The organism is Streptomyces sp. NPDC043738, assembly GCF_056436545.1.
This window is the reverse complement of record NZ_JBWKCJ010000001.1, coordinates 504,684-526,898: the sequence shown is the minus strand read 5'-3', so window position 1 is coordinate 526,898 and position 22,215 is coordinate 504,684. Positions and strand designations below refer to the sequence as shown.

The following is a 22,215-nucleotide window of genomic DNA, read 5'->3' as shown; positions in this document are numbered from 1 at the left end:
GCCGGAGCATCCACCCAGAAACTCCGGCCGTTCAGATGTGGGGTTAGGCCGTAGCGCCCTGCGGGTCGTTGTCGTAGTCCAGGTACAGCGAGTCATCCGCGCCGGGGTAGATGGTGATGGTCAGCTCGAAGGCCTGAAGGTCAGACTCAGAGAGAGTCACCTCACCAACTTCGGTAACCTCACCAGTCGGGATGTGTCGTCGGCGGGTGATGTCGCCATCTACCATTTCCAGGACGAAGCTGCGCTTCTCCGACTTCGGTACCTTGACGGTGCGGGTGTTCACGCCAGCAGCGGTGGCGACAGTGGAGCCGGGGTTAACCAGTCCAAAGACCACAAGGTTGTCTTCAAGGCAAGTGACCTTGATGCTCCGCTTGTGCTTGCTGCGGGTGGTCCGAACGAGCTTCCCGCCCCATGCGTAAAAGTCGTTGGTGTCCTCATCCCGGGACTCAGACGCGCCGTCCTCGGAAAGCAGACCGACGGCCTTCCAAGCGGGAACAGTCGTCATCGCGTCATCGAGCGTCGCCGGCAGGGCAGTCCCGACAGCTGCAGTCCAAAGGTCAGCGCCGGTCCATAGGCGCGGGTTTGCGATATCTCCAGCCATGCCGGAGCCTCCAATTTGGTAGGGCCCGGAGCGCTACAGGGCGCTTCCACGGGCAGAGAATTCGACAGCGAAGGCGTACCGAGGGCGGCCGGTAGCGCTGTCTGGTAGCCACATGGGGCCAGATACCTCTTCCACGTCGTAGACCGTGGTGCTGCCTCGCTTGCCAGCCATGACTAGTACGTGGGCGCGCACAACCTTCATTAGGTCTTCTGACGCCTTCTCAGTGGGACCCCAGCACTCCACGTTGATCCGCGGACGGTCGGTGACAATGGTCCGCCGAAGGCCTCCGATACGCTCGATGCGTACGAACTCTTCGGGAAGCGGCGACGGAACGCGGGAGTAGACCGGGGTGCCGGGTACGACTGCCCGAAGATACTCAATGGTCGTCAGCACAGCGTCCGGGAACGCGACGGCCGGCCTCATTTGACGCCATCCATGGAACGCAGCAACGCACGGCGGGTGTTCTCCGCTGTCGCGCCGTCCTCATAGCCGGCAATGACCGCACCGCGCATACGCTTGCTGCCCTTTTTCAGGTCAACTCGGGTTTGTAGGCCTTGTGCGGTAACCCGGCCTTCAACGACCCGTGCCACCCGCTCAACCTCGGCGTCGAGTTCCGCAAGCTGGAGAAGCTTTCGAATCTCGCTCATCTTCATTTTGATCCGGTCTGCCATCAGCCGGTCACCCGCTTAAGACGGGCCTCAACATGGTGGACCCGACCACCTAGGTAGTACCGCGCGACTTCTCCGTCTACCTCAGCGGTGATCCCGTCGTATTCGACACGATCGGTGGCGAGTAGATCGATGTCCGACCCGCGCGCCGTACTGAGCTTCCACCCCGTGATGATGGTGGTCCGGTCCCCCGTCGTCTCGCTGGAGGGCGAATCGCCAATGGGCTGCACACTGAGGCCGGCGTACGCCGTGCCCACGGCGCTGCCCCAGTCACGTTCGCTGGAGGGATTCCCGTACGGGTCCACCACTAGGGGCGCACGAAGCACCGTGACGGACTGCATAGTGAGTAGTCTCATTCGGCAGTCACCTCGGGGTAGACCGGCCCTGCTTCCAGGGTTCGCCAGCGCACGCGGTACCGCCTCAGGTCCCTCAACTCAGCAGTGGTCAGCTGCACACCGATGGTCTCTGACGCGTAGGTCAGTGACTCGGACCCCACGGTCTCTTGCCGGATGTCGTTCGGATTCCCGAAGACGCGGGACGCGACGGCCAGGACCACGGCTTTGATGTCGTCCGGGGCCGTGGTGTCGTCCGCCAGGGAGGGAAGGTCCGGTCGGTTGATGAACCCCCGCACCTTCCCCGAGGCCAGACGTAGGGCGATGTCCGCGGAGTCTGTTGGGATGTCCCGCTGGAGATAGGCGGACAGCTCAGCGGGAGTAGCCAAGGGCAGCGCCATGCTGTCCCCCTCTCATAGCGGAAGGCGATTAGGCGCCGTCGTTCTCCGTGTACTTGACGAAGGCGTTCACGTCGTTGATGAGATAGCCGTACTCAGCCTCAGCACGAACAGCGATCAGGTTGTTCTGCCACAGCGAGACCATGGCACCGGACGCACCGATCGGCAGCGTTGCCTGGTCGGTAACGTCGTAGGTGATGCCACCGACAACGCCCCAGATGGCCTGCGAGAAGTCGCCTCCGTAGCCAAGGGTATCCAGTGCAGTACCGGTGCCACGGATACCGTCAGCCATGCGGGACGGGCGCCCCAGAAGCGACCCGCTTCGGATCGGGCCGGCGGTCATGTCGTAGGTGGACTCAACGAAGATCGGCCGGCCCGTGGTGTCCACGGCAGTCAGAAGCTTCGGTTCGATGGCGGAGTCCAGGGCGAAGCTCTTCAGCTTCTTCCCGCTGTCCACCAGCAGCTGAAGGCCCGAAACCAGATCGGTGTAGATTCCACCGTTGGCAGCCGTCGCGGTACCCAGCTCCACGGAATGCGTGGTCTGGTCAAGGTGCTGAGAGAACGGGGACGACGAAGTACCCGATCCGGCACCGTGGAAGAACGCGTTGTCAAACGCGACGGCGAAGGACTCACCGAGCTTCTTCCGCATGTTCGCCATGAATCCACCCGGGTCAGCCCGGACAACCTCAGCAGAGACCACGAAGATGCCGGCAAGCTTGGCGCTCTTCATGGTCTTGAGGCCAACGGACCCGGTGCTGATCGGCTTCGCGCCAGCCTCAGCAACCCACTCAGCCGTGGGGGTGCCGGTGAAGATCGGGATGGCCTTGCCCTGCGGCCCTAGCGGAACCTGGGGAATGAGCTGCATAGCAACGCTCTGCTTCGCAGCCTCTTCGAAAATCGGGGCGGACATCTCCGGGGGCAGGTAGCCGGCAAAGGTACCGGAGGCATTGGTGCCGAGTAGATTTAGCTTGGTGCTGTCAACTGCGGGCATGCTTCTCTCCTAATGGGGAGTGCGTAGTGATAGGGGGTTAGCGTGCGCCAACAATCCCCATAACCTTCTGTAGAAGCGGGTCACCATTCAGCGGGAGGGCGCTGCCCTGGTCACCGCGGGAACCCTGGAACAGCCCCTGCAAAGAGGTCTGCACAGACTCCGCTTCCTTCTGTGCTGGTGCGATGCTGTCGAGAAACTCACCAATAGCCGTGGTGTTCGGCTTGTTGTCTTCACCAAGAAACTGCGTTACATCGACCCGCGCCAGGACGGCCTCAGCGTTGGTAAGCCGGCCCTTGGCAGCGGCAACAAACGCGTCATGCGCGCGCTCGGCCCCTACCTCTGCCAGCACTTCAGCGCGCGTGGCGACCTTGGCGTCCTCAACGGCACGCTCAATCTCGGTAAGCTGAGAAGCCTTCCAAGCCTCGAAGTCCTTTAGTTCCTTGGCGTTCGTCTTGGCCTTGTTCTCGTTCAGACGAGAAAGCGACTTCCACTTCTCGGCTTCGGCCTGTGCTTCGGCAAGCTGCTTCGCCAAATTCTCACCGGAGTCTTCGCCAGACTTGGTGACCTCAGTGGTCTCTTCAGACATCGCTGTATCCCCGTTTCGGGTAGTCCGCATGCCATTTCGGTGCGGTAAGGTCAGTTGATATCGCCAGGGCCGGTGAATGCTTGGCCCTTGTACGTGAGGGTCGGCCCGTACTCCCCGTGGTTACGGACCACCAGAATCTTTCGGTAGTCCAGCTCTCCGCGGGCGCCACGATCGGATGGCTTACCCGTCACCCGCTCTACAGCGGAGTGGAGTTCTTCCAGACGCGCCTTATCAAGCACGTGTGGGGCGGGGCCCTCAATAGGCTCCGGGGTGCACTGGCATCCCGGGTGACAAGGCATCAATTCCTTGACCCGGTATCGCTGCGTGCTGGCAACGATGCACAATGCACAGTTCTTGGAGCCGTGCAATTTGCGGCGGTAGTACTGCGCCTTCGAATCGCGCAGCGTCTGCTGTGCCGCGTGGGTCTTTGCTAGCTGCATATCCGTGGTCACCAACTTCGCAATGCGGTTGGCGCCAAGGTTCACAGCAGCGTCAAGAGCCGCACCCTGTTTCAGGGCCCGGTACATCTGCACTGCTGGCCGGCGGTAGACCTCCCGCGGGTCGGCCCCGTTGCGGAGTGCCGATCCTGAGGTTTCCTCAGGGGAGAGTCCCACCGGAGCGGCAGACCCCCCGAAGAGGCCTGCCACCTGCTCAGCTAGGAAAGCGTTTGTGAGTGATGCGATCTGCTGCTGTCCTCCGGCAACCATGGGTACAACCGCATCTATGAACGCTTGGATGTCAGAGTCCCGCCACGAGCCGAGACCAGTCCAGGCGTTCTGTGCGAACTGGAGAACACGCAGGCGTACCTGATCCGTGATGAGCTTGTACGTGGCAGGTCCGATAGGCACGGGGCCCCCCTTACGAGGTAGCGGCAGGCTGCTCAGCGGGCGCCTGAGGGGCGTTCGAGGTGGGTGCCGGGGGTGGCGCTAGGGCGCTGGCCAACAGGGCGTCAGAGGCCCTTTCAGCTGCCATGCGGTCGATCTCCTGAGGAGTGAAGTTCAGTACCGCCATCAGGGTTCGCCACGGGACGCCGGCAGCACTCAACTTGGTAGCAGCATCGGCCATTTCAGCAAGTGCGCGCCTCTGCGGGTCGCCCCATTGGACCTCTGAGTCAAAGGCTTCCGCCCTCGGATCGTTGAGGTACAGGTACCCGATCCGAATGGCCTCTTCGATGGCTTCGCCGAAGTGCGCCATGCGCTCTTTGGCCTTGGCCACCAGCCCAGTTTCCGAGGCGTCGAAGGCGTCACCTGCAGCGTTGATGAACTCCCCGAGTAGGTAATGCGCTGGGGTCCTGGTGATTGCCGCCATGTCCCGGACATCGTCCTTCACAGCGGAGAGAATCGGCGTCAGGTCGGCCTGCGAGAAGTCACCAAACTTGGCGGTTTCGTCTTCGACGGCCCACACCAGATCAGCGCCGGGCTTGAAGGGCTCAACGGGGTTGCCGTCTTCATCCTCGAAGGACGCGCCCGTAATCCAGCGCTGTCGGTACGCCTGCATCTTGGAGATGACGAGACGGTCAAGAACCTGATTGTTGATGCGGTCCTGGATATCTAGTACGTCTTCAGCCTCTGCCAGGCACGTACCATCGATGTTCATCCGGTTTGCGAGACGCACAACAGGAGGACGGCCTACGGGGTTCTTTGCCGATCCCGCGGCAACCCACGAATCCAGCGAGAAGCCCTCGTAGGCGTAAGACGAGTCGTCGCGAAGCGGGGCGGTGTACGAGTGGACCTCTGCGCCCACCATCAACAGCGCGCGACGCTGACTGACGACCGTGTCATTCCACATCTTCAGAACGGCAAGGGGCCGGCGCTTACGGATGGGGTCCATTTCCGCGATCATCTCGCGGGGGTCCTCTACGGTGATGACCGGATACTTACCCGCGGAACCGTTGGGCGGTCCGACGAATAGGTACGCCTCACGCATGTACAGCGCTGCGCGGAACCCAAGGGGTATGTCCGCATCCATGCTGTTCGCTTGCCACATAGCCCACGCGTCTTTGTCGTCCGTAGCAGTGGCGTCAGAGCCGGCGCGAAAGCCGGTCACGCGAAGCCTCTCTAGAAGGGATTCACAGATAAGGCCTACGTAGTTGGACCGTGCCTTGCGCTGGAACTTCTGGAACGTCTCGCGTACGCGCTCGTCGCCCTCCGGCAAGTCCGCGTCACCCACGGCGTACCGGTGCAGTCTGTGTAGGTCGGAAAGTCGCGCTACTTGCTTCTCGGCCAGTCGCTTGAACCACCATCCGGGACTGCCAGGGGTCTGTGAGTCGATCACCTTTCCCCCTTCCCGGGGCGGTTAAAGTCGGGTCACTCGGCGACTCTTCTTCTTGCCGGTGAGTCCCTTAGCAACAGCGTGAGAGCGCGCCTCATACGCCAAAATTGCCGCAACGGCGGCGTCGATCTTTCGGGGAGAATCGGGGAAGTCCTTCGCGATCTGGAGACCCTTCTGAGAGGGCCGGCGACGGGCATTCAGAAAATGCCGCGTAAGGACATGCGACCCGTCGTACGTGATCTCACGATCAACGATCGCGTTATGCAGTTTCTCGGTGGCGCGCACGATGGTTACCGCACGTCCACCGTTCATCCAGAACTCAATTGGGTGTGCCTGGCTAGCACGGATTACGAGATGCTTGGAGAGGTACTTTGCTTCCCACTCACCCACATCTGTTTCCCAACGGGCAGGGTCCGCGAAGAATCCAACAACGTTGTACTTCTTGAACGCCTCGGCGACTGCTGCGTGCACTTCGGACTTGGGCACTTCCCAGTTACGACCGGACAGCCCCTCAGGCTGTTCCCAGACTCCCAGGTGAAATATGTGACCGTCTGCTACTCGGCAACCCACCAGCGCCGTAGCGTCAGCGACACCGCGCACGCGCTTGCGTGAGCCGTCGAACCCAAGGGTTATGGATGTACCAGGTTCAATCACGGCGTCAGGTGCGGCGATACCCTTCAACTCCGGTTCGCTCAACCATGAATCGGATGCATGGGTGATCTGGTTGAGAAAGTACGCGCGGAAGATCTGCGGCGGCATCGCGGGGTCAAGGCGCTCAGCAGCAAGGCGCTTGAGGTCAACCCACCCACCGTTAACGTCTGCGCTGTCCCCGTAGGCCTGAGCTAGGCCCTTCATAACGGACAACTCGTCTTCCAGGTCGGTGTCCGCGGGGGCTTCCCTGTGGTCGTACAACAGCCCGTTGTCCAGCGCGCGGCCCTCAAGGATGTTCTTGTAGAACGCGGCGGATTCTTCGGCAACGCTACCCTCCCCCGGAGTAAAGGCGTTCGGGGATTCCAGCGTCGTACCGTTGATCTTCGCTGCGTTCTTGCGGATCACCTCGGCGAACCGCTTTCCGCCGTTGCCCTGCTTCCACTCCTCCGTCTGGTCCATGATCGCGAACACAGCTCGGGCACCTTCGGCGGAAGACGCGGAGGATGTCACGGGCATGATGCGCCCGCGGGGAAGGTTCACGAACGAGTCAAGCGGCTCGATATCGAAGTGATCAAGGGCTGGCCCTAGCCGGAGCATCTCCAGCAACGGGCCCCACGCGTTCGCCGTCTGCTGCTCAGAAACGGCAGCAACCTGTACGAGGGGCGTACGGACTGCCAGCCAGGGCTTGCCTACCGGGCGACCGTTGGCATCCCATCCATCCGGCACAACGCCGGCCAGGGCCTCCGCGCATGCGATGGCGGAGAGGATCGGGGACTTACCCCACCCCTTCGGGCGGGAGAGCACTCCGCGGCGGTACTGCCGGCGGCCGGTCAGCGGGTCAAGCGCGTACCAGTTCAGTACAAACTGCGCTTGCTCCGGAGTCAGAATCAGCGGCTCGTACTCCCCCTTATCCGGGGCAGCGAGCATGCTGGAGATGAAGTCGAGGACGTGCCATCCAAGGGTGGGCACTTCGCCCGGGTACTCAGGCTTGAACGGCACGGCGGCTCACCTCATTGGGTCTGGCCTCCCTGGACAGCGCGAAGTCCCCCGTAACGAGCACGGCTTTCACCGGTCTCACCTGCGGGGCGCTTACGGTCTGCTTCGTCGGCTTGGGCGAATGTCATGCGAAGGCGGGCACGGTCCGCGGGAGTCGCACCGAACTGGGCGACGCGAAGGCGGATTTCACCCGCGTGCTTAAGGCCGTTTTCGTCGTAGTGGTAGGCCTTGACGAGCGGGAGCGTGTCCCGCAGGTACTGCCAGTCAGTGGAGCTGAACAGATCAGCCTGCGGGGAGTTCACCCATGTTTCCCACCACTCCGCGACTTCCGGGTACTCGGCGTATCGCGCGGGAAGGGCCGGAGGCTCTACAACCTCAGCGCGGAGCGTGGTCTGTGAGACCGGATCACCGTTACGGCGTGCCCGCTTGGCGGGGTCTTTGGGGGCGGGGCCTCTGCCGGCCATCGGTCACCCCCTTTGGATCAGTAGATAAGCGGCCCTGCCTGAGCGGCGATGTTGGCCAGAGTCAGCGGGGAATTTCGGAACCGGCGACCGGTCACGGTGGCGTACTTGCGGGCACCGATGATCTCGCCCTGCATGTCGCCGTTGCGGAACTTGCGGGAAGTCAGCACCATTCCACGGCCCCAGATGTGAAGGCCGTCGCCGGACGGAGAGATCTCGATGTACGTGTCAGGCAGCGAAGCAAGGAAAGCCTCTGCCTCAGCGCTGGGCACGCCATCGGCGATGCAGTGATCAATGTCCACGCAAACAATGCCGTCACCGTTGAGGACGAAGCCAAGGCCGGCGCCAGCGCGGGATTCCGCAGCTTCCGCGTACGTCGCCCAGGTAGAGTCATCTGACGCGGAAGCCGGTGAACCAGCAGCGGTGAGAGGGCACTTGGAAACGGCGCGACGGACCCAGCGGGGTCGGCGGGTAAGGGCCGTAGGAAGTTCCAGGCCAGCAGAGGGCGCCTGAGGGGCGCTCACGTCTGCAGCTGCAGGGGCGGTCGGCTTAGGGGCCTTCGTCCGCGATCGGGACGCCATGACCCTGCAAGACTTACCGCAGTACTTCGCGTGCGATCGCGCTGCAGCAGGGATCGGGTCCCCGCAATGGCTGCATCGACGGTCCGTCATGGGTACATCCTACCTGGTCAGGGGCTGTTTTGACCCCGTTCTGCAGGGTCTCGTAGGGGGTTGTGCTGGCGCGAGTTAGCGCTTTCGCGGCTCTGTGAGGCCGACTGAGGCGTTGGGGTGCTCGTTGAGCCCGGTTGCCAGGCAGTCTGCGGTAGGCCGTAAGGCGTTGACCTGCATGCCTTCCTGGGGCCCTCAGATCCCAGACCCGTACAGAAGTCGAGCCGCAGCACCTCCCGGGGCCTGTGATCACCCGGGGAGGGGGTCACCCCCCAGGGTGGTGGGAGGGGGTCAAATTTGCGTGCCCGGGGCTAAATTCATGCCTGGATGACGCTCATCTGGCCGCCTCTGACGGTGCTTCCAGCGGGCTTCATTGCCCTCTCTGGACGACTTTTGCGCGTGGTGATCAGCGCAGAGCAAGGTCAAATTGGCCATTGAGTGGTCATCACCAGGCTTGACGTGATCCACATCAGTGCCAACGTTCGTGCATCGAAGGCCTTCAGCGCTCATGCGCGTGCACCGATGACCGTCACGAGCCTTGACATTGGCTACGATCTGTCGCCAATTCCTGGGCAAGCGTCGCTTACGGTTACTACCTTGCCATCCACCACTCATGCGCTCACCTCACTCACGTGTGCATCGCTGCTGAATACGTGTGCGTGCTCGCGTGCCGGCCTGTCGCTACGGAGCCTTAAGGCGGCCCGGTGCACGCCCGGTTGGGCCCTCATGGGGGCCTACACGGGGCCGTAGGGGGCTACGCGGGGTGCATGGGGGCCTGCAACGCGCGTGAGGGGCTCCTCGGAGGCCTACGGGGTCACACCCGCACAGCAGAGAGGGTTAGCTCTGCGTTGTCCACGTTGATCAGCAGGGAAGCGCTGTAGGTCGCCACTGGGAAAGGGCCAAAGCCCTGAGTCGCGCCAGCGGGGATGCTCTCCGTGCGCGGAGTAACGGCAAGGCCATCCACTGTGGCGAACACGGTGAACGTAACGTTACGCGTGGTCGCCCCGGTGTTTTCGATGATGAGCCCCGTAGCGCCGTCGTTCGTAAGAGAGTTGCCGTTGACAGCGTCGCCAGCCACACCAGCGGGCAGCGTGGCGCCGTCCCGGGTGAACTGCGTAGCGGTGATTGCTGTGCGTGCCATGAAAGCTCCTAAAGGGCGTAATTGACTTCGCCCGCAAGGGCAATGAGCACGAGCGCGAGTTGCTCGGTGAGTTCCTCGGGAGTTGCGCCGGATGCTGTGGCTACGCGTGCTTGTTCGCCCGTAGAACCGTTCTCAAGAACCACGGTTACATGCACGATCTCTCCCTAGAAAGGCGCCTTCGTACAGCCGGCATCTTCGTTGGTCTTAAGCCGGTGGCAGGTCCCACACAGCGCCTGGACGTTGCCTGCGGTGTCCGTACCACCCTTGTACAGCGGGACGATGTGGTCCACGTCCAAGGCCGAAGCGGCGTAACGGAGCCTGCAGCGCGCACAGTTGGCATGTCCGGCCTTGCGAAGGGCCTTGCGCATGTCCGCTGCAGCGTCGTTGCCGGCGGCTATGATTACGCGCCTCTTGCGTCGGGCCTTGACCGCCGGACGCGCCTCGTAGGCAGCGTGGTGAGCGCGGCAACGGCCCCTGTGGGTGGCCCGCGACTTGCACTCAATGCACGTACGCACGGGGCCTCCCAGCGTGAAGTTGTTGAAGTACACGCGGCAGGATTCGAACCTGCAAAATCTCTCGGGTCTAAGCCGAGCGGCTTTACCGTTTGCCCACGCGTGCGAGGAACGTCAAGTACGATGAACGTGCCGAAGCCAACATGGCGGCTACGGAAGGCCCCTGGTGTTAATGCGGATTACCGCCAGGGGCCGTATTGCTGCCCGGGTCCCTCCGTCGGACAGCGACAACGCTTTGTTGGGACTGGATTCGAACCAGCGTCCCCCGATTGCGTCGGGTGCTTTGGGCCACTGAGCTACCCTTGCGTTGCCTACTTCGGGCGCGTGCTGATCAGTCACGCACGGGACGCCCCTGCTTATGTAGCCCGTCGCGTGGGGAGTGTTCAAGCCTCCGGCCCACGGGCACTACGCGGTGACCCTCTCGGGACGCGCAGCAGTCTTAGACGGCACCCCAGCCCACGGCCCCATAGGGTCTTACGCGTATCACCTGGGGTGCCGCCGGCCAACGCGCTTCAACCCACGGGAGAGGGTGGGGAGCACAGTTGGCGAATAGAGAGAGAGGCGGGTACGCGGACCGCCGCGAGTCATAAGAGTGTGTGCGCGGTAACCCCGCCTCTCTACCTATGTACTAGGGAGTGAGTCCCATGCAGCGGGGAGGGCGGGCGCCAGGATGAGTGACGAAGTGACGAAGTGAGGCAACTTCCGGATTACCCCTACAGAAAAGAGAAGAAGAAAAATGTATAGGTTGATTGGGAAGTACCTAAGAACCGTCACTTCGTCACTACAGTTATAACAAAGAGTAACCAAGCGACGCTTTTTATTACTCACAGAGACAAGAGCGGACGACGCCTCTCCGCGCTGCCCGCTCCGACACCCCAGGACTCGTTACCTATTCGTTATCATCCACATCTGCCCATTTGATTCGAACTCGGTCCCGACCGTTGAATCGTGCGCCACGGTGCGATGCCTGAGACACCGTCACGGTATCGATTGCCAAGCCAAGAAGATCTCGGCGAAGTGCAGCACTGGCACCCTTCCACGCTTCAGCACACAGCTCGGTGTCCATCAGGAAGGTAATGTCCACGCCCCGCCGGCCAACGGCTGATTCGGCAGCCTTCTTCGCTGCCACGACAGCTTCGTTGGCCTCTTTTAGTGCAGGCGCGAAGAACCCCGCTGACGGTCCCTCGTACAGTCCCGCCTTTCGGTCCGCCCACACCCGAGCAAGGTCCGCCTCCGCTGCCGTGAGTGCCTTTATGGCTGCCGCGGAGTCCGCTGTCGCCTCGGGGTGCACCCTCATGGCCCATCGCTCCGCCACCACGGCAATCAGCGGGTCATCCGGTTCACTGTTGGTCAACCGGGCTTCCCAAGCACCATGCACGTAGCCCTCAGCAAGATGCTTAACCAGGCTTGCAGGGGCCGGGCACGTTTTACCGGACCTTGGTTTCCAGCACCGGTACCCCGTTCCGCTGTACGGCATGGGCCCATTGCACCCCGCACACTTCAACAAGCCCGTCAGCAAATGCTTAGGGCGTGTGTCGTGTGCCGCCCCGTCCGCAGGCTTGCCAATTCCTAGTTGGTGCCCCCTCAGCGCGCGCTGGGCGTCTTTCTGCTCTGCGTCGGTGACCAGCGGATCGTCCTCCGCCATGACGCTCACCCTGTTACCTGCTGCATCCCGGTACAGCATGCGCACTGACCTGTTATCTTGCCGGCCTGTGGTCTGCCACCCGGCGTACGCAGGGTTGTTCGTCATGTCCCGGAGTGTCGCGTGTGCCCACTCCCCTCCCGACGGCGACGGGATGCCGCGTCCGTTTAGCCTGCGTACAGCCGCCCTCCCGGAGAGCCCTTCAGCCACCAGCAGAGTGACGAACACTCCCCGAGCAACCTGAGCCTTGGTGCGCGACGGGTCATCAGGGTCTCCGGCGCTGTCGTGGTCCCGGGCTAGCTTCCGTTCGACAACGATATCCCCGTCTTCGTCTTCCTTCTCCACCAGGACGACGCGGAGACCGTACGGCGCACTGTGGTTGACCCACTCCCCGTTTTCTCGCTGTAGCGTCTTGGTGGACCTCACACGCTCGCTGAGAATCTCTGTTTCCTCGCGTGCATCCTCAGCGCGACGGATGATCTCTTTGCGGTCCCGAGGGTTCGTGCTGTCCAGCCCGATACCCGGCTTATCCGGGTCGCCGTTGTCGAACAGAAGTCGCCTTGGGCGTCCGTCCTCAGGCTCGATGATCCGCAGAATTGCGCCGGCTCCCCGCCGGTCCCATCGGTCAAGGCGGTAGACCCACAGCGCTCCGGTCTCGCCCTTCTCCAGCGCGCTGAGGGCGGAGTCTTGCTCCGTACGTCCCTTCTTGCTACGCCGGAACCGGCTTGCGCTGCCCACCTCGCGCCACACGTGCCGGACAGTGAGGCCCAGCTCATCAGCGATGGCGCGCCCACGGGCTTCCTGCGCGCGGATACTAATCTCACGGCGCCCTTTAGCGGCGCGGGCTGCCGACTTGCGACAGAAGAGATCAATGAGCGTCTCGGGTGCTTCCACCAGCCAAGAGTCCCACCAACACGGCGAGTTGTAAATGGGTGACTCTCCTGGGAGCGCTACACGCTCTTCCTGCGCTCGGTGCTCTTCCCCGTCATCGACCTGACGCATGTGCTGCTGCTGGGTGCGGTGCTGCTGCTCGGCGGGGTCTTCGTCCTCCAGGGCTGGATGACCCCGGGGCAGCTGACGACGGGGGCGCTCCTGGCGCAGATGATGATCGAACCGGTCGGCATGATCCTGCGCTGGTACGACGAACTGCAGGTGGCCCAGGTGTCCATCGCCCGGCTCGTCGGCGTCCGCGAGATCGAACCGGAGGAGGCGGACACCGGGCGGTCCCCCGACGGCCGTGACGTCCACGCCGACGACGTGACCTTCGGCTACCGCGCCGGGGTCGACGTACTGCGCGAGGTGTCGCTGCGGATCCGCCCGGGGAGCCGACTGGCGCTGGTCGGACCGTCCGGCGCCGGCAAGTCGACACTGGGCCGGCTGCTGGCCGGAATCTACGGTCCCCGCCGGGGCAGCGTCACGCTGGGCGGGGCGGAGCTCTCCGCGATGCCGGCCGAGCGGGTGCGCGAGCAGGTGGCCCTGGTCAATCAGGAGCACCATGTCTTCGTGGGCTCACTGCGCGACAACCTCCAGCTGGCGCGTACGGGAGCGACCGACACCGAACTCTGGGCGGCGCTCGGCGCGGTGGACGCGGCCGAATGGGCCCGGGCCCTGGACGACGGCCTCGACACGGAGGTCGGGTCGGGCGGCCACACCCTGACCCCCGCCCAGGCCCAGCAGATCGCCCTGGCCCGCCTGGTGCTCGCCGACCCGCACACGCTGGTCCTCGACGAGGCGACCTCGCTCCTCGACCCCCGGGCGGCGCGCCACCTCGAACGCTCCCTGGGCAGGGTGCTGGACGGCCGCACGGTGGTGGCCATCGCCCACCGCCTGCACACCGCCCACGACGCCGACGTGATCGCCGTCGTCGAGGACGGCCGCATCAGCGAACTGGGCAGCCACGAGGAACTGGTCGCGGCCGAGGGGGCGTACGCGGCGCTGTGGCGGTCCTGGCACGGGTGACGCGGGGGCCGGACGCATCGGGCGGGGCGCACCGGGGGAACCGGGGTGCGGCGCCGCGGTGCGGATGGTGCGGGCCGACCACGGCGCGTCCGTCAGAAACAGCCGACGCCAGAGATGACCGAGGCCGGAATCAGCCGACGCCGGATACGGCCGGCGTCAGATGTAGCCGAGTGCGCCCAGGGCGCCGACCCCGCCCAGCACCATGAACACCGGCATCAGCACCTTCAGTTCCACCCAGCTGCCGGCCTTGAAGCGCATGGCCTTCGGCGGCCCGACCGGGTACCAGCGCTTGCGGCCTATCGGGATGGGCCACAGCACGGGGCACCCCGAGACGGTCAGCGCATCGCCGATGTCGTGGACCAGCGCGCCGAGCACGATGGGCAGGCCCAGCCACAGGTACTGCTGCCCCGGTTCGGTGAACAGCCAGTGCGCGCCGTTGCCCGGCTGGTCGAGCACCCCGGCCAGGATCCAGGCCGAGGCCGCGCCCAGCAGCCACACCAGCACATCGCTGGAGACCCGGGCGGCCCGCCACAGCAGCCCCTCGATGGCGAGCACCATATGGACGAAGAGGATGCCGAGTACGGCCCAGCGCCCGCCCTGCATCGCCAGCAGCGACATCCCGCCGCCGACCAGCACGGCCCACACCCAGGTGTGGGTCAGCGTGCGGTGCCCCCCGTTGCGGTTGGAGTCGCCGCGCATCTTGGTCGCCTTGTAGACCGCGTGCGAGAGGGCGTCGACGACCTCGCACAGGATCCGCGACAGCGGCCCGAACGCCCGCGAGATGGTCGCGGACTTGTGGTCGAGGTCCGGGGCGAGCGCCGCTCCGGCACATATCAGCGCTCCGCAGACGAGCACCGGCCAGGGCATCGGATGCTCGGTGGCCGCGGCCGCCGCGCCCACCCCCAGCCAGGCCGCAGCCCCGGACAGCGAGTGCGCCGGTCCCATCATGGTCGTTCCCACCCCTTGTTCTGCCGCGTCGCGTGTCCTGTGCGCCGCGCGCTCGGTGACCGCGCCTCTGACGCCCGGTCGGCGACTCAGCGTAGCGTCAGATGATCTCCGTACGAGGACCGGGTGACCCGGTCCCCCACCCCCTTTCGGGTGCCGTTGCCCTCCCGCCTCGGCCCGGCCTCCCCCACCCGGCCGTGATCTCCCCCGGACACCCCGCCCGCCCCGCATCGAGTGATCTCCACCACGTCGCGGCCTCGGCACCGCACCGCGGGGACCAGCGGCAACGACAGCACGTCCACGGCCATGTACGGAACGTGAAGGCATTGCACGGATGCCTTCGTGAGTGCCGCGGCCGCCGACGGCCCCGGAGCCGCACGAAGGAGCCTCCCGCCCGCGCCCGGACCCCGTCCGCTCCGGCGGCCAGTCCCCCGGCAACAGCTCCTTGCGCCCGCGTTTGCGCAGGTCAGAGCAGAAGGAGCGGCATTCCGGGGCGAGCCGGCCGGGGCTTTGGACGCAAGGGCGCGGCCCCGCGACGGGTGCGGTACCACCTCGGCGATCTTCGGCAGATCCCTCTTCCGGTCGCCGGTTCCCTGATCCGGGCCCGAGGCAGGCAGTATGGGGGCGTGACCCTCATCGATCATCTGCCGAACGACGCCGACCCCGATGCCCTCTTCGAAGCCTTTTCGGGCTGGGCCGAGCAGCAGGGCATCTCGCTCTACCCTGCCCAGGAGGAGGCGCTGATCGAGGTGGTGTCGGGAGCGAACGTCATCCTGTCCACCCCCACCGGCTCCGGCAAGAGCCTGGTGGCGGCCGGTGCGCACTTCACCGCTCTCGCCAACGACCAGGTCACCTTCTACACCGCACCCATCAAGGCGCTGGTGTCGGAGAAGTTCTTCGACCTGTGCAAGCTGTTCGGCACCGAGAACGTCGGCATGCTCACCGGCGACGCCTCGGTCAACGCCGACGCGCCGGTCATCTGCTGCACCGCCGAGGTCCTCGCCTCGATAGCGCTGCGGGACGGCAAGGACGCCGACATCGGCCAGGTCGTGATGGACGAGTTCCACTTCTACGCCGAGCCGGACCGCGGCTGGGCCTGGCAGATCCCCCTGCTGGAGCTGCCGCAGGCGCAGTTCATCCTGATGTCGGCGACGCTCGGCGACATGTCGCGCTTCGAGGAGGACCTGACCCGGCGCACGGGGAAGCCGACGGCGGTGGTGCGCTCGGCGACCCGGCCGGTGCCGCTGTCGTACGAGTACCGGACCACGGCGATGACGGAGACGCTGACCGAGCTGCTGGAGACCCGCCAGTCCCCCGTCTACATCGTGCACTTCACCCAGGCCGCCGCCGTGGAGCGGGCGCAGGCGCTGATGAGCATCAATATGTGCACGCGTGCCGAGAAGGACGAGATCGCCCAGCTCATCGGCAACTTCCGGTTCACCACCAAGTTCGGCCGGAACCTCTCGCGCTACGTCCGCCACGGCATCGGCGTGCACCACGCCGGCATGCTGCCGAAGTACCGCCGGCTCGTCGAGAAGCTCGCACAGGCGGGCCTGTTGAAGGTGATCTGCGGTACGGACACGCTCGGCGTGGGCGTCAACGTCCCGATCCGCACGGTGCTGTTCACCGCGCTGACGAAGTACGACGGGTCGCGGGTGCGGACGCTGCGGGCGCGGGAGTTCCATCAGATCGCCGGCCGCGCCGGCCGGGCCGGTTTCGACACCGCGGGCTTCGTGGTCGCGCAGGCCCCCGAGCATGTCGTGGAGAACGAGAAGGCGCTGGCGAAGGCGGGCGACGACCCCAAGAAGCGCCGCAAGGTCGTGCGCAAGAAGGCGCCGGAGGGCTTCGTCAACTGGGGCGAGAACACCTTCGAGAAGCTCATCGCCTCCGACCCCGAGCCGCTGACCTCCCGCTTCAGGGTGACGCATGCGATGCTGCTGTCGGTCATCGCCCGGCCGGGCAACGCCTTCGACGCGATGCGGGAGCTCCTGGAGGACAATCACGAGCCGCGCAGGAACCAGCTCCGGCACATCCGGCGGGCCATCGCGATCTACCGGTCGCTGCTGGACGGCGGGATCGTCGAGCGGCTCTCCGAGCCGGACGCGGAGGGCCGGATCGTACGGCTGACCGTCGACCTCCAGCAGGACTTCGCGCTCAACCAGCCGCTGTCGACCTTCGCGCTGGCCGCGTTCGACCTGCTCGACCCCGAGTCGCCGTCCTATGCGCTGGACATGGTCTCGGTCGTGGAGTCCACGCTGGACGATCCACGGCAGATCCTGGCCGCCCAGCAGAACAAGGCCAAGGGCGAGGCCGTGGCCCAGATGAAGGCCGACGGCGTCGAGTACGAAGAGCGCATGGAACGGCTCATGGACGTCGAGTACCCCAAGCCGCTGGAAGAGCTGCTCTTCCACGCCTACGGGCTGTACCGCAAGAGCCACCCCTGGGTCGGTGACCACCCGCTGTCGCCGAAGTCGGTCATCCGCGACATGTACGAACGCGCCATGACCTTCACGGAGTTCACGTCCTTCTACGAGCTGGCGCGCACCGAGGGCATCGTGCTGCGCTACCTGGCGAGCGCGTTCAAGGCGCTGGACCACACCGTGCCGGACGATCTGAAGTCCGAGGACTTCGAGGACATCATCGCCTGGCTCGGCGAGATGGTGCGGCAGGTCGACTCCAGCCTGCTCGACGAGTGGGAGCAGCTCGCCAACCCCGAGGAGGAGACCGCGGACCAGGCGCAGGAGCGAGCCGATCAGGTCCGCCCGGTCACGGCCAACGCGCGGGCGTTCCGGGTGCTGGTGCGCAACGCGATGTTCCGGCGGGTGGAGCTGGCGGCGCTGGACAAGGTCGAGGAGCTCGGCGAGATGGATGCCGAGTCCGGCTGGGACGCGGACGCCTGGGGCGAGGCGATGGACGCCTACTGGGACGAGTACGAGGAGCTGGGCACGGGTCCGGACGCCCGCGGCCCGAAGCTGCTGCAGATCCAGGAGGATGCCGAGCACGGGCTGTGGAAGGTGCGGCAGACTTTCGCCGACCCGAACGGTGATCACGACTGGGGCATCTCGGCGGAGGTGGATCTGGCCGCCTCCGACGAGGAGGGACGCGCGGTGGTGCGGGTCACGGATGTGGGTCAGTTGTAGGACGACGGCTTCACCCGAGGCCGTCGAGGACGCGACGGAGGGCCACCGGTCATGACCAATCCCGCCGAGAGGCTGGTCGATCTGCTGGATCTCGAACAGATCGAGGTGAACATCTTCCGGGGCCGCAGCCCGCAGGAGAGCCTCCAACGGGTCTTCGGCGGCCAGGTGGCGGGCCAGGCGCTGGTGGCCGCCGGGCGGACCACGGAGGGTGACCGCCCGGTCCACTCGCTCCACGCCTACTTTCTGCGGCCGGGCCGTCCGGGGGTGCCGATCGTGTACCAGGTCGAGCGGGTACGCGACGGGCGGTCCTTCACCACCCGCCGGGTCGTCGCCGTCCAGGAAGGACGCACGATCTTCAATCTGACCGCCTCCTTCCACAAGCCGGAACCCGGCTTCGACCATCAGTTGCCGATGCGCCGGGAGGTGCCCGGCCCGGAGGACCTGCCGACGGTCGCGGAGGAGGTCCGCGAGCACCTGGGCGGTCTGCCCGAGGCGTTCGAGCGGATGGCGCGCCGGCAGCCCTTCGACATCCGCTATGTCGACCGGCTGCGCTGGACCCCGGACGAGATCGAGGGTGCGGAACCGCGCAGCGCGGTGTGGATGCGCGCGGTCGGCCCCTTGGGCGACGATCCGCTCGTCCACACCTGCGCACTCACCTATGCCAGCGATATGACGCTGCTGGACGCCGTCCGCATCCCGGTCGAGCCGCTCTGGGGGCCGCGCGGCTTCGACATGGCCTCGCTCGACCACGCGATGTGGTTCCACCGTCCGTTCCGCGCGGACGAGTGGTTCCTCTACGACCAGGAGTCCCCGATCGCGACGGGCGGCCGAGGCCTGGCCCGCGGCCGGATCTACGACCGCGAGGGCAGGCTTCTGGTTTCGGTGGTGCAGGAGGGGTTGTTCAGAGCCCTGTAGGACGTGTCCGGCGGGCTCGTTCCGTCGCCCGGGTGGCCGACCGCCCCGGCGCGCGGCGCGCGGCCCGGCTGCCTACGCTCGTCCCATGGACTTCCACATCACCGCGGCGGAGGAAGCGCTCGTACTCCACGTCGCCGCCCTCGTCCGCGCCGACCGCTCCCCCACCGACGACGACCTGGCGGACGAGATGGGCGACGAGGTCCGGCCCCTCCTTCAGTCCCTCATCGAGAAGGGCTGGCTGGTCGTCGACAGGGAGCGGGCGCTGACGCTGTCCACGATCGCCCGGGCTGCTGTGGCGAACCGGCGGGATGTCGAGGGCCCGCTGGCGTGACGGGCGCCTGCGCACCCTGCCCCGTCGGCTTCTCCATCTCCATGTCCATCGCCGTCGCCGCGATCGGCTGACAGATCGTTTCCTCACCACCCACAAGGAGGACCGTCGGCGTATCGGCGCGCAGGCGGGGAAAGTTGTCGCCGGACATACCAACCACCTTGCACAAAGGGATAGTTAATGCGCCGAGTCGCCACTGTCATCCTCGGAACCATCGCGCTCTGCGGGGTCCTCGCCACCCCGGCCCAGGCAACCACCGGACCCGCCGCCGACCAGGCCTTCACCTTCATCGGCCATGTGTGGGGCCTCGTCGCACCGGCGAGCGTCACCGAACACGCCGCGAACGCCGCCATCGAATCCAGTAAGTGACGACGAGGATCACACCGTCTTCGCAGCGGCCGGCACCATGAGTTGACGCCATGAGTCGAGCTGTCTGAAGACGGGGGACCGCGAGGTCGAGACCACGGGCGTGGACTCGGCCTCGCGGTTTTGCACGACTGCGGTCAGCGCGGAGCGGACTCGCCCCGGACCCGCGTCCCTCCCCTACCGCCGTGGCTCGCCTACGGCCGCAGCTCGTCTGCGCGCTCTGTAGGCCGCGGCCTTGACGCGGTTGCCGCACTCGTCCATCCCGCACCAGGTGCGCCGGGCACCGCGCGAGCGGTCGAGATAGATACGAGTGCAGCGAGCGCGACCGCACTCCTTGAGACGGGCGTGGGGGTCGGCGAGCAGCGCGATGCCGCTTCTGGCCACTTGGGAGAGTGCGGCGTGCAGGTCGCCGGACATCTCCAGTCCCGCGTCGCTGAGCTTGATCGTGGGCACCGGCCCGGCGGCCGCGTCGTTGACGATCTCGAGGCCGCCCGGATCGAAGGGCCGATCGAGCACGCGGTCGAGCGCAAGCCGGTAGAGCGCTTCTCGCAGTGAGAGCGCGGACTCGAAGGCGGCGAAGTCGGCGGTAGCCCGGCCAGGGAGCTCTTCGCATTCGGCCACCCACCGCTCCAGGTCCGCGGGCGCGGCCAGGGCGTCGACGGGCTCGTCTCGACGGGACAGCACGGTGCCGGCCAGATCAAGGGCCGGGTTGCCGCTGACGAATGCGAAATCCACGTCACCATCTTGACCGGTGACGCACTGAATGGCAACGTCGTCACCCGTTGAGATGGTGACGGCCAGTGCGAACGGGAGGAAGCGTGGGCGAGAGCCGCGGCATCGAGGCCGTCGTCTTCGATGTCCTGGGAACACTGGTCGACGAACCCGGCGGGCTTCGGGCGGCAATCCGCGAGGCCGCACCCGCGTCCGACGAGGCCGCTGTCGACGAGCTGCTCACCTTGTGGCAGCAGCATGTCGAGGTCGAGCAGCAACGCATGGCGCAAGGGCACCGCGCGTACGCCAACACCGAGATCATCGACAGGGAGGCCGCTCAACGGGTGGCCGGCCATGCCGGACTCACCGATCCGGCAGCCATCGCCCGGCTGGCCACAGCCAGTCAGCGACTGCCGCCCTGGAGCGACTCCGTCGCCGGGCTCGACCGGCTCGCGCGGCACTTCCCCGTGCTCGGCCTCTCCAACGCCGGCCGTACCGCCCTGCTGCGACTCGACGCACATGCCGGACTGCGCTGGCATCAAGCCCTGTCCGGCGAAGCGGTCCTGGCCTACAAGCCGGCACCGGAGGTCTACCAGCTCGCCGTCGAAACCGCCGGATGTCCACCAGAAGGCATCCTCATGGTCGCCGCGCACGCCTGGGACCTGCGCGGAGCTCAGGCACGGGGCATGCGGACCGCGTATGTCCGGCGACCGGCCGGGGACCCGCCGACGCGTTCCGACGTCTTCGACTGGCGGTGCGACGGACTCGACGAACTGGTCACCGCGCTGACGGCGAAATAGCCGGGCGATCCGCGCCCCGCCGAGCGGGCATACCGCACCCACTCCTGCCGCATTGCCGGCGACTCCTTCCGTTTTCCGTGCCGGACCGGGCGAGTTACGCTCAAGGTAATTGGGCCGACACGGCTGATCGTGGAGGTCGGCATGGATGTCACGGTGGGAACCTTCAACCTCAACAATCTCTTTTCACGGTTCAACTTCCAGGCGGAGATTGCACAGATCCAGCCGGTCGGACCCGACGGCGAGCTGACCTCAAAGTATGTGTTCGACGACCCTGAGAAAGTGCGGGTCCGCACCTACAAAGGCAAGCTGGTCAAGGGCAAGGACCCCGCGGAGCAGAAGCTGATCGCCGAGCGGATCAAGGCGATGGACCTCGATGTGCTGGCCGTTCAGGAGGTCGAGGACATCGACACGCTGCGATACTTCGCCGCTCAACATCTTGATAATGCCTACAGGTTTCTTTCGCTGATCGAAGGCAACGACCCCCGGCTGATCGATCTGGCCCTGCTCTCCAAATTCCCGGTGGGTGCGGTCACCTCATGGCAGCACACCTTCCACCCCGAGGCGCCCGACGAGCGAGTATTCAGCCGGGACTTACTGGAAGTGGACATCCTGGATCCACACGACACCGACCGGCGTCTGCTGACGCTCTTCAACAATCACCTCAAGAGTCAGTTCGTCGAGCACGGGGTGGACCCTGAGGAGGGCAAGGCCGCAGCCGATGCCCGCAGGCACCGGCAGGCGGAGTCGATCGCCCGTATAGTCGCCGCACGCACCCGCCCCGACGGGCGTTTCATCGTGCTGGGGGACATGAACGACTCCCCGGACGCGCCGACCCTCGCCCCGCTGGCCACCTCTGAGCAGCTGGGTCTGACGGAGGCACTCGCGCATCCGCAGGAGACCCGCGCACCCAAGGCCGACAATCCGCCGCCACCCGCTTCGGGGTCGTGGACCCATCGGTTCAAGGCGGCCGGACAGAATGCCCATTACGAGCTGTTCGACCAGATCTGGCTGAGCCGGAGCCTCACCTCGCAGCACAAGAGTTCGCACATCGACCGGCGCACCCGGCACGGCGGTGACGGCTCCGATCACGACCCCGCCTGGGTGGTTCTCGATTTCTAGCCGCTGCCGGCCGC

22 protein-coding genes, 2 tRNA genes and 1 pseudogene are annotated in these 22,215 nt (G+C 65.6%); 7 read left to right on the top strand and 18 right to left on the bottom strand.

From position 1 onward, the window contains the following. Window positions 1–43 precede the first annotated feature (43 nt). The 16 genes from AC0680_RS02335 to AC0680_RS02260 form a co-directional block, all read right to left on the bottom strand. Entirely contained in the window at window positions 44–601 is a 558-nt protein-coding gene (locus AC0680_RS02335; RefSeq protein WP_478624218.1) for a phage tail tube protein, read from the bottom strand. 419 nt (window positions 602–1,020) lie between these two features. After that, on the bottom strand, window positions 1,021–1,272 hold the full coding sequence (locus tag AC0680_RS02330; protein ID WP_478624216.1) for a hypothetical protein: 252 nt from the start codon (window positions 1,270–1,272) through the stop codon (window positions 1,021–1,023). Beyond that, entirely contained in the window at window positions 1,272–1,610 is a 339-nt protein-coding gene (locus AC0680_RS02325; RefSeq protein WP_478624215.1) for a hypothetical protein, read from the bottom strand. The genes AC0680_RS02330 and AC0680_RS02325 overlap by 1 nt, the downstream gene beginning before the upstream one ends. A gap of 11 nt (window positions 1,611–1,621) precedes the next feature. After that, window positions 1,622–2,002, bottom strand: a complete 381-nt coding sequence (locus tag AC0680_RS02320; protein ID WP_478624214.1) for a hypothetical protein — start codon at window positions 2,000–2,002, stop codon at window positions 1,622–1,624. Between the two features lie 28 nt (window positions 2,003–2,030). Next, window positions 2,031–2,990 carry a phage major capsid protein gene (locus AC0680_RS02315; protein WP_478624212.1) on the bottom strand — a complete coding sequence of 320 codons (960 nt, stop codon included), beginning with the start codon at window positions 2,988–2,990 and terminating at the stop codon, window positions 2,031–2,033. Window positions 2,991–3,027: 37 nt separating this feature from the next. Next, window positions 3,028–3,576, bottom strand: a complete 549-nt coding sequence (locus AC0680_RS02310; RefSeq protein WP_478624211.1) for a hypothetical protein — start codon at window positions 3,574–3,576, stop codon at window positions 3,028–3,030. Window positions 3,577–3,626: 50 nt separating this feature from the next. Next, window positions 3,627–4,424 (bottom strand): hypothetical protein, encoded by a 798-nt coding sequence (locus tag AC0680_RS02305; RefSeq protein WP_478624209.1) that lies wholly within the window; start codon window positions 4,422–4,424, stop codon window positions 3,627–3,629. A gap of 10 nt (window positions 4,425–4,434) precedes the next feature. Then, window positions 4,435–5,850, bottom strand: a complete 1,416-nt coding sequence (locus tag AC0680_RS02300) for a phage portal protein (RefSeq protein WP_478624207.1) — start codon at window positions 5,848–5,850, stop codon at window positions 4,435–4,437. A gap of 21 nt (window positions 5,851–5,871) precedes the next feature. Next, the gene (locus AC0680_RS02295) at window positions 5,872–7,497 is read right to left on the bottom strand and encodes a terminase (RefSeq protein WP_478624205.1); all 1,626 of its coding nucleotides are present in this window, start codon (window positions 7,495–7,497) and stop codon (window positions 5,872–5,874) included. An 11-nt stretch (window positions 7,498–7,508) separates the two neighbouring features. After that, the gene (locus tag AC0680_RS02290; protein WP_478624203.1) at window positions 7,509–7,958 is read right to left on the bottom strand and encodes a phage terminase small subunit; all 450 of its coding nucleotides are present in this window, start codon (window positions 7,956–7,958) and stop codon (window positions 7,509–7,511) included. A gap of 17 nt (window positions 7,959–7,975) precedes the next feature. Further along, a complete protein-coding gene (locus AC0680_RS02285) occupies window positions 7,976–8,257 on the bottom strand; it encodes a hypothetical protein (protein WP_478624201.1) in 282 nt (93 codons plus the stop codon). Window positions 8,258–9,437: 1,180 nt separating this feature from the next. Then, window positions 9,438–9,764, bottom strand: coding sequence for a hypothetical protein (locus AC0680_RS02280; RefSeq protein ID WP_478624200.1), 327 nt, complete (start codon window positions 9,762–9,764; stop codon window positions 9,438–9,440). 164 nt (window positions 9,765–9,928) lie between these two features. Further along, complete coding sequence (locus AC0680_RS02275) at window positions 9,929–10,132, bottom strand: HNH endonuclease (RefSeq protein ID WP_478624473.1); 204 nt, start codon at window positions 10,130–10,132, stop codon at window positions 9,929–9,931. A gap of 175 nt (window positions 10,133–10,307) precedes the next feature. Beyond that, window positions 10,308–10,382: transfer RNA gene (locus AC0680_RS02270), tRNA-Leu, on the bottom strand. Between the two features lie 132 nt (window positions 10,383–10,514). Beyond that, window positions 10,515–10,578: transfer RNA gene (locus AC0680_RS02265), tRNA-Cys, on the bottom strand. 587 nt (window positions 10,579–11,165) lie between these two features. Then, window positions 11,166–12,812: a recombinase family protein gene (locus AC0680_RS02260; RefSeq protein ID WP_478624198.1), complete on the bottom strand. Its 1,647-nt coding sequence runs from the start codon at window positions 12,810–12,812 to the stop codon at window positions 11,166–11,168. 45 nt (window positions 12,813–12,857) lie between these two features. Here AC0680_RS02260 and AC0680_RS02255 point away from each other — a divergent pair. Further along, a pseudogene (locus AC0680_RS02255) lies at window positions 12,858–13,877 on the top strand (ABC transporter ATP-binding protein); the annotation flags it as partial. 156 nt (window positions 13,878–14,033) lie between these two features. On the opposite strand, the gene AC0680_RS02250 reads toward AC0680_RS02255, so the two are convergent. Beyond that, a complete protein-coding gene (locus AC0680_RS02250) occupies window positions 14,034–14,825 on the bottom strand; it encodes a metal-dependent hydrolase (RefSeq protein WP_478624196.1) in 792 nt (263 codons plus the stop codon). A gap of 623 nt (window positions 14,826–15,448) precedes the next feature. On the opposite strand from AC0680_RS02250, the gene AC0680_RS02245 reads away from it, so the two are divergent. From AC0680_RS02245 to AC0680_RS02230, 4 genes are all read left to right on the top strand, one after another. After that, window positions 15,449–17,962, top strand: coding sequence for a DEAD/DEAH box helicase (locus AC0680_RS02245; RefSeq protein WP_478624194.1), 2,514 nt, complete (start codon window positions 15,449–15,451; stop codon window positions 17,960–17,962). Window positions 17,963–18,013: 51 nt separating this feature from the next. Continuing rightward, window positions 18,014–18,877 carry an acyl-CoA thioesterase gene (locus AC0680_RS02240; RefSeq protein WP_478624193.1) on the top strand — a complete coding sequence of 288 codons (864 nt, stop codon included), beginning with the start codon at window positions 18,014–18,016 and terminating at the stop codon, window positions 18,875–18,877. Window positions 18,878–18,962: 85 nt separating this feature from the next. Then, window positions 18,963–19,208, top strand: a complete 246-nt coding sequence (locus AC0680_RS02235; protein ID WP_478624191.1) for a hypothetical protein — start codon at window positions 18,963–18,965, stop codon at window positions 19,206–19,208. Window positions 19,209–19,385: 177 nt separating this feature from the next. Next, on the top strand, window positions 19,386–19,574 hold the full coding sequence (locus tag AC0680_RS02230; RefSeq protein ID WP_478624189.1) for a hypothetical protein: 189 nt from the start codon (window positions 19,386–19,388) through the stop codon (window positions 19,572–19,574). 174 nt (window positions 19,575–19,748) lie between these two features. On the opposite strand, the gene AC0680_RS02225 is transcribed toward AC0680_RS02230, so the two are convergent. Then, the gene (locus tag AC0680_RS02225) at window positions 19,749–20,306 is read right to left on the bottom strand and encodes a CGNR zinc finger domain-containing protein (RefSeq protein ID WP_478624187.1); all 558 of its coding nucleotides are present in this window, start codon (window positions 20,304–20,306) and stop codon (window positions 19,749–19,751) included. A gap of 83 nt (window positions 20,307–20,389) precedes the next feature. Between AC0680_RS02225 and AC0680_RS02220 the strand changes: the two genes are divergently transcribed. Then, entirely contained in the window at window positions 20,390–21,082 is a 693-nt protein-coding gene (locus tag AC0680_RS02220) for a haloacid dehalogenase type II (protein ID WP_478624185.1), read from the top strand. Window positions 21,083–21,223: 141 nt separating this feature from the next. Beyond that, window positions 21,224–22,201 carry an endonuclease/exonuclease/phosphatase family protein gene (locus AC0680_RS02215; protein ID WP_478624184.1) on the top strand — a complete coding sequence of 326 codons (978 nt, stop codon included), beginning with the start codon at window positions 21,224–21,226 and terminating at the stop codon, window positions 22,199–22,201. Window positions 22,202–22,215 lie beyond the last annotated feature (14 nt).

Bases quoted from the DNA above. Each gene is read 5' to 3' on its own strand.
- AC0680_RS02335 (WP_478624218.1), bottom strand. From the start codon at position 601: ATGGCTGGAGATATCGCAAACCCGCGCCTATGGACCGGCGCTGACCTT.
- AC0680_RS02330 (WP_478624216.1), bottom strand. From the start codon at position 1,272: ATGGCAGACCGGATCAAAATGAAGATGAGCGAGATTCGAAAGCTTCTC.
- AC0680_RS02325 (WP_478624215.1), bottom strand. From the start codon at position 1,610: ATGCAGTCCGTCACGGTGCTTCGTGCGCCCCTAGTGGTGGACCCGTAC.
- AC0680_RS02320 (WP_478624214.1), bottom strand. From the start codon at position 2,002: ATGGCGCTGCCCTTGGCTACTCCCGCTGAGCTGTCCGCCTATCTCCAG.
- AC0680_RS02315 (WP_478624212.1), bottom strand. From the start codon at position 2,990: ATGCCCGCAGTTGACAGCACCAAGCTAAATCTACTCGGCACCAATGCC.
- AC0680_RS02310 (WP_478624211.1), bottom strand. From the start codon at position 3,576: ATGTCTGAAGAGACCACTGAGGTCACCAAGTCTGGCGAAGACTCCGGT.
- AC0680_RS02290 (WP_478624203.1), bottom strand. From the start codon at position 7,958: ATGGCCGGCAGAGGCCCCGCCCCCAAAGACCCCGCCAAGCGGGCACGC.
- AC0680_RS02280 (WP_478624200.1), bottom strand. From the start codon at position 9,764: ATGGCACGCACAGCAATCACCGCTACGCAGTTCACCCGGGACGGCGCC.
- AC0680_RS02275 (WP_478624473.1), bottom strand. From the start codon at position 10,132: ATGCGCAAGGCCCTTCGCAAGGCCGGACATGCCAACTGTGCGCGCTGC.
- AC0680_RS02250 (WP_478624196.1), bottom strand. From the start codon at position 14,825: ATGATGGGACCGGCGCACTCGCTGTCCGGGGCTGCGGCCTGGCTGGGG.
- AC0680_RS02240 (WP_478624193.1), top strand. From the start codon at position 18,014: ATGACCAATCCCGCCGAGAGGCTGGTCGATCTGCTGGATCTCGAACAG.
- AC0680_RS02235 (WP_478624191.1), top strand. From the start codon at position 18,963: ATGGACTTCCACATCACCGCGGCGGAGGAAGCGCTCGTACTCCACGTC.
- AC0680_RS02230 (WP_478624189.1), top strand. From the start codon at position 19,386: ATGCGCCGAGTCGCCACTGTCATCCTCGGAACCATCGCGCTCTGCGGG.
- AC0680_RS02215 (WP_478624184.1), top strand. From the start codon at position 21,224: ATGGATGTCACGGTGGGAACCTTCAACCTCAACAATCTCTTTTCACGG.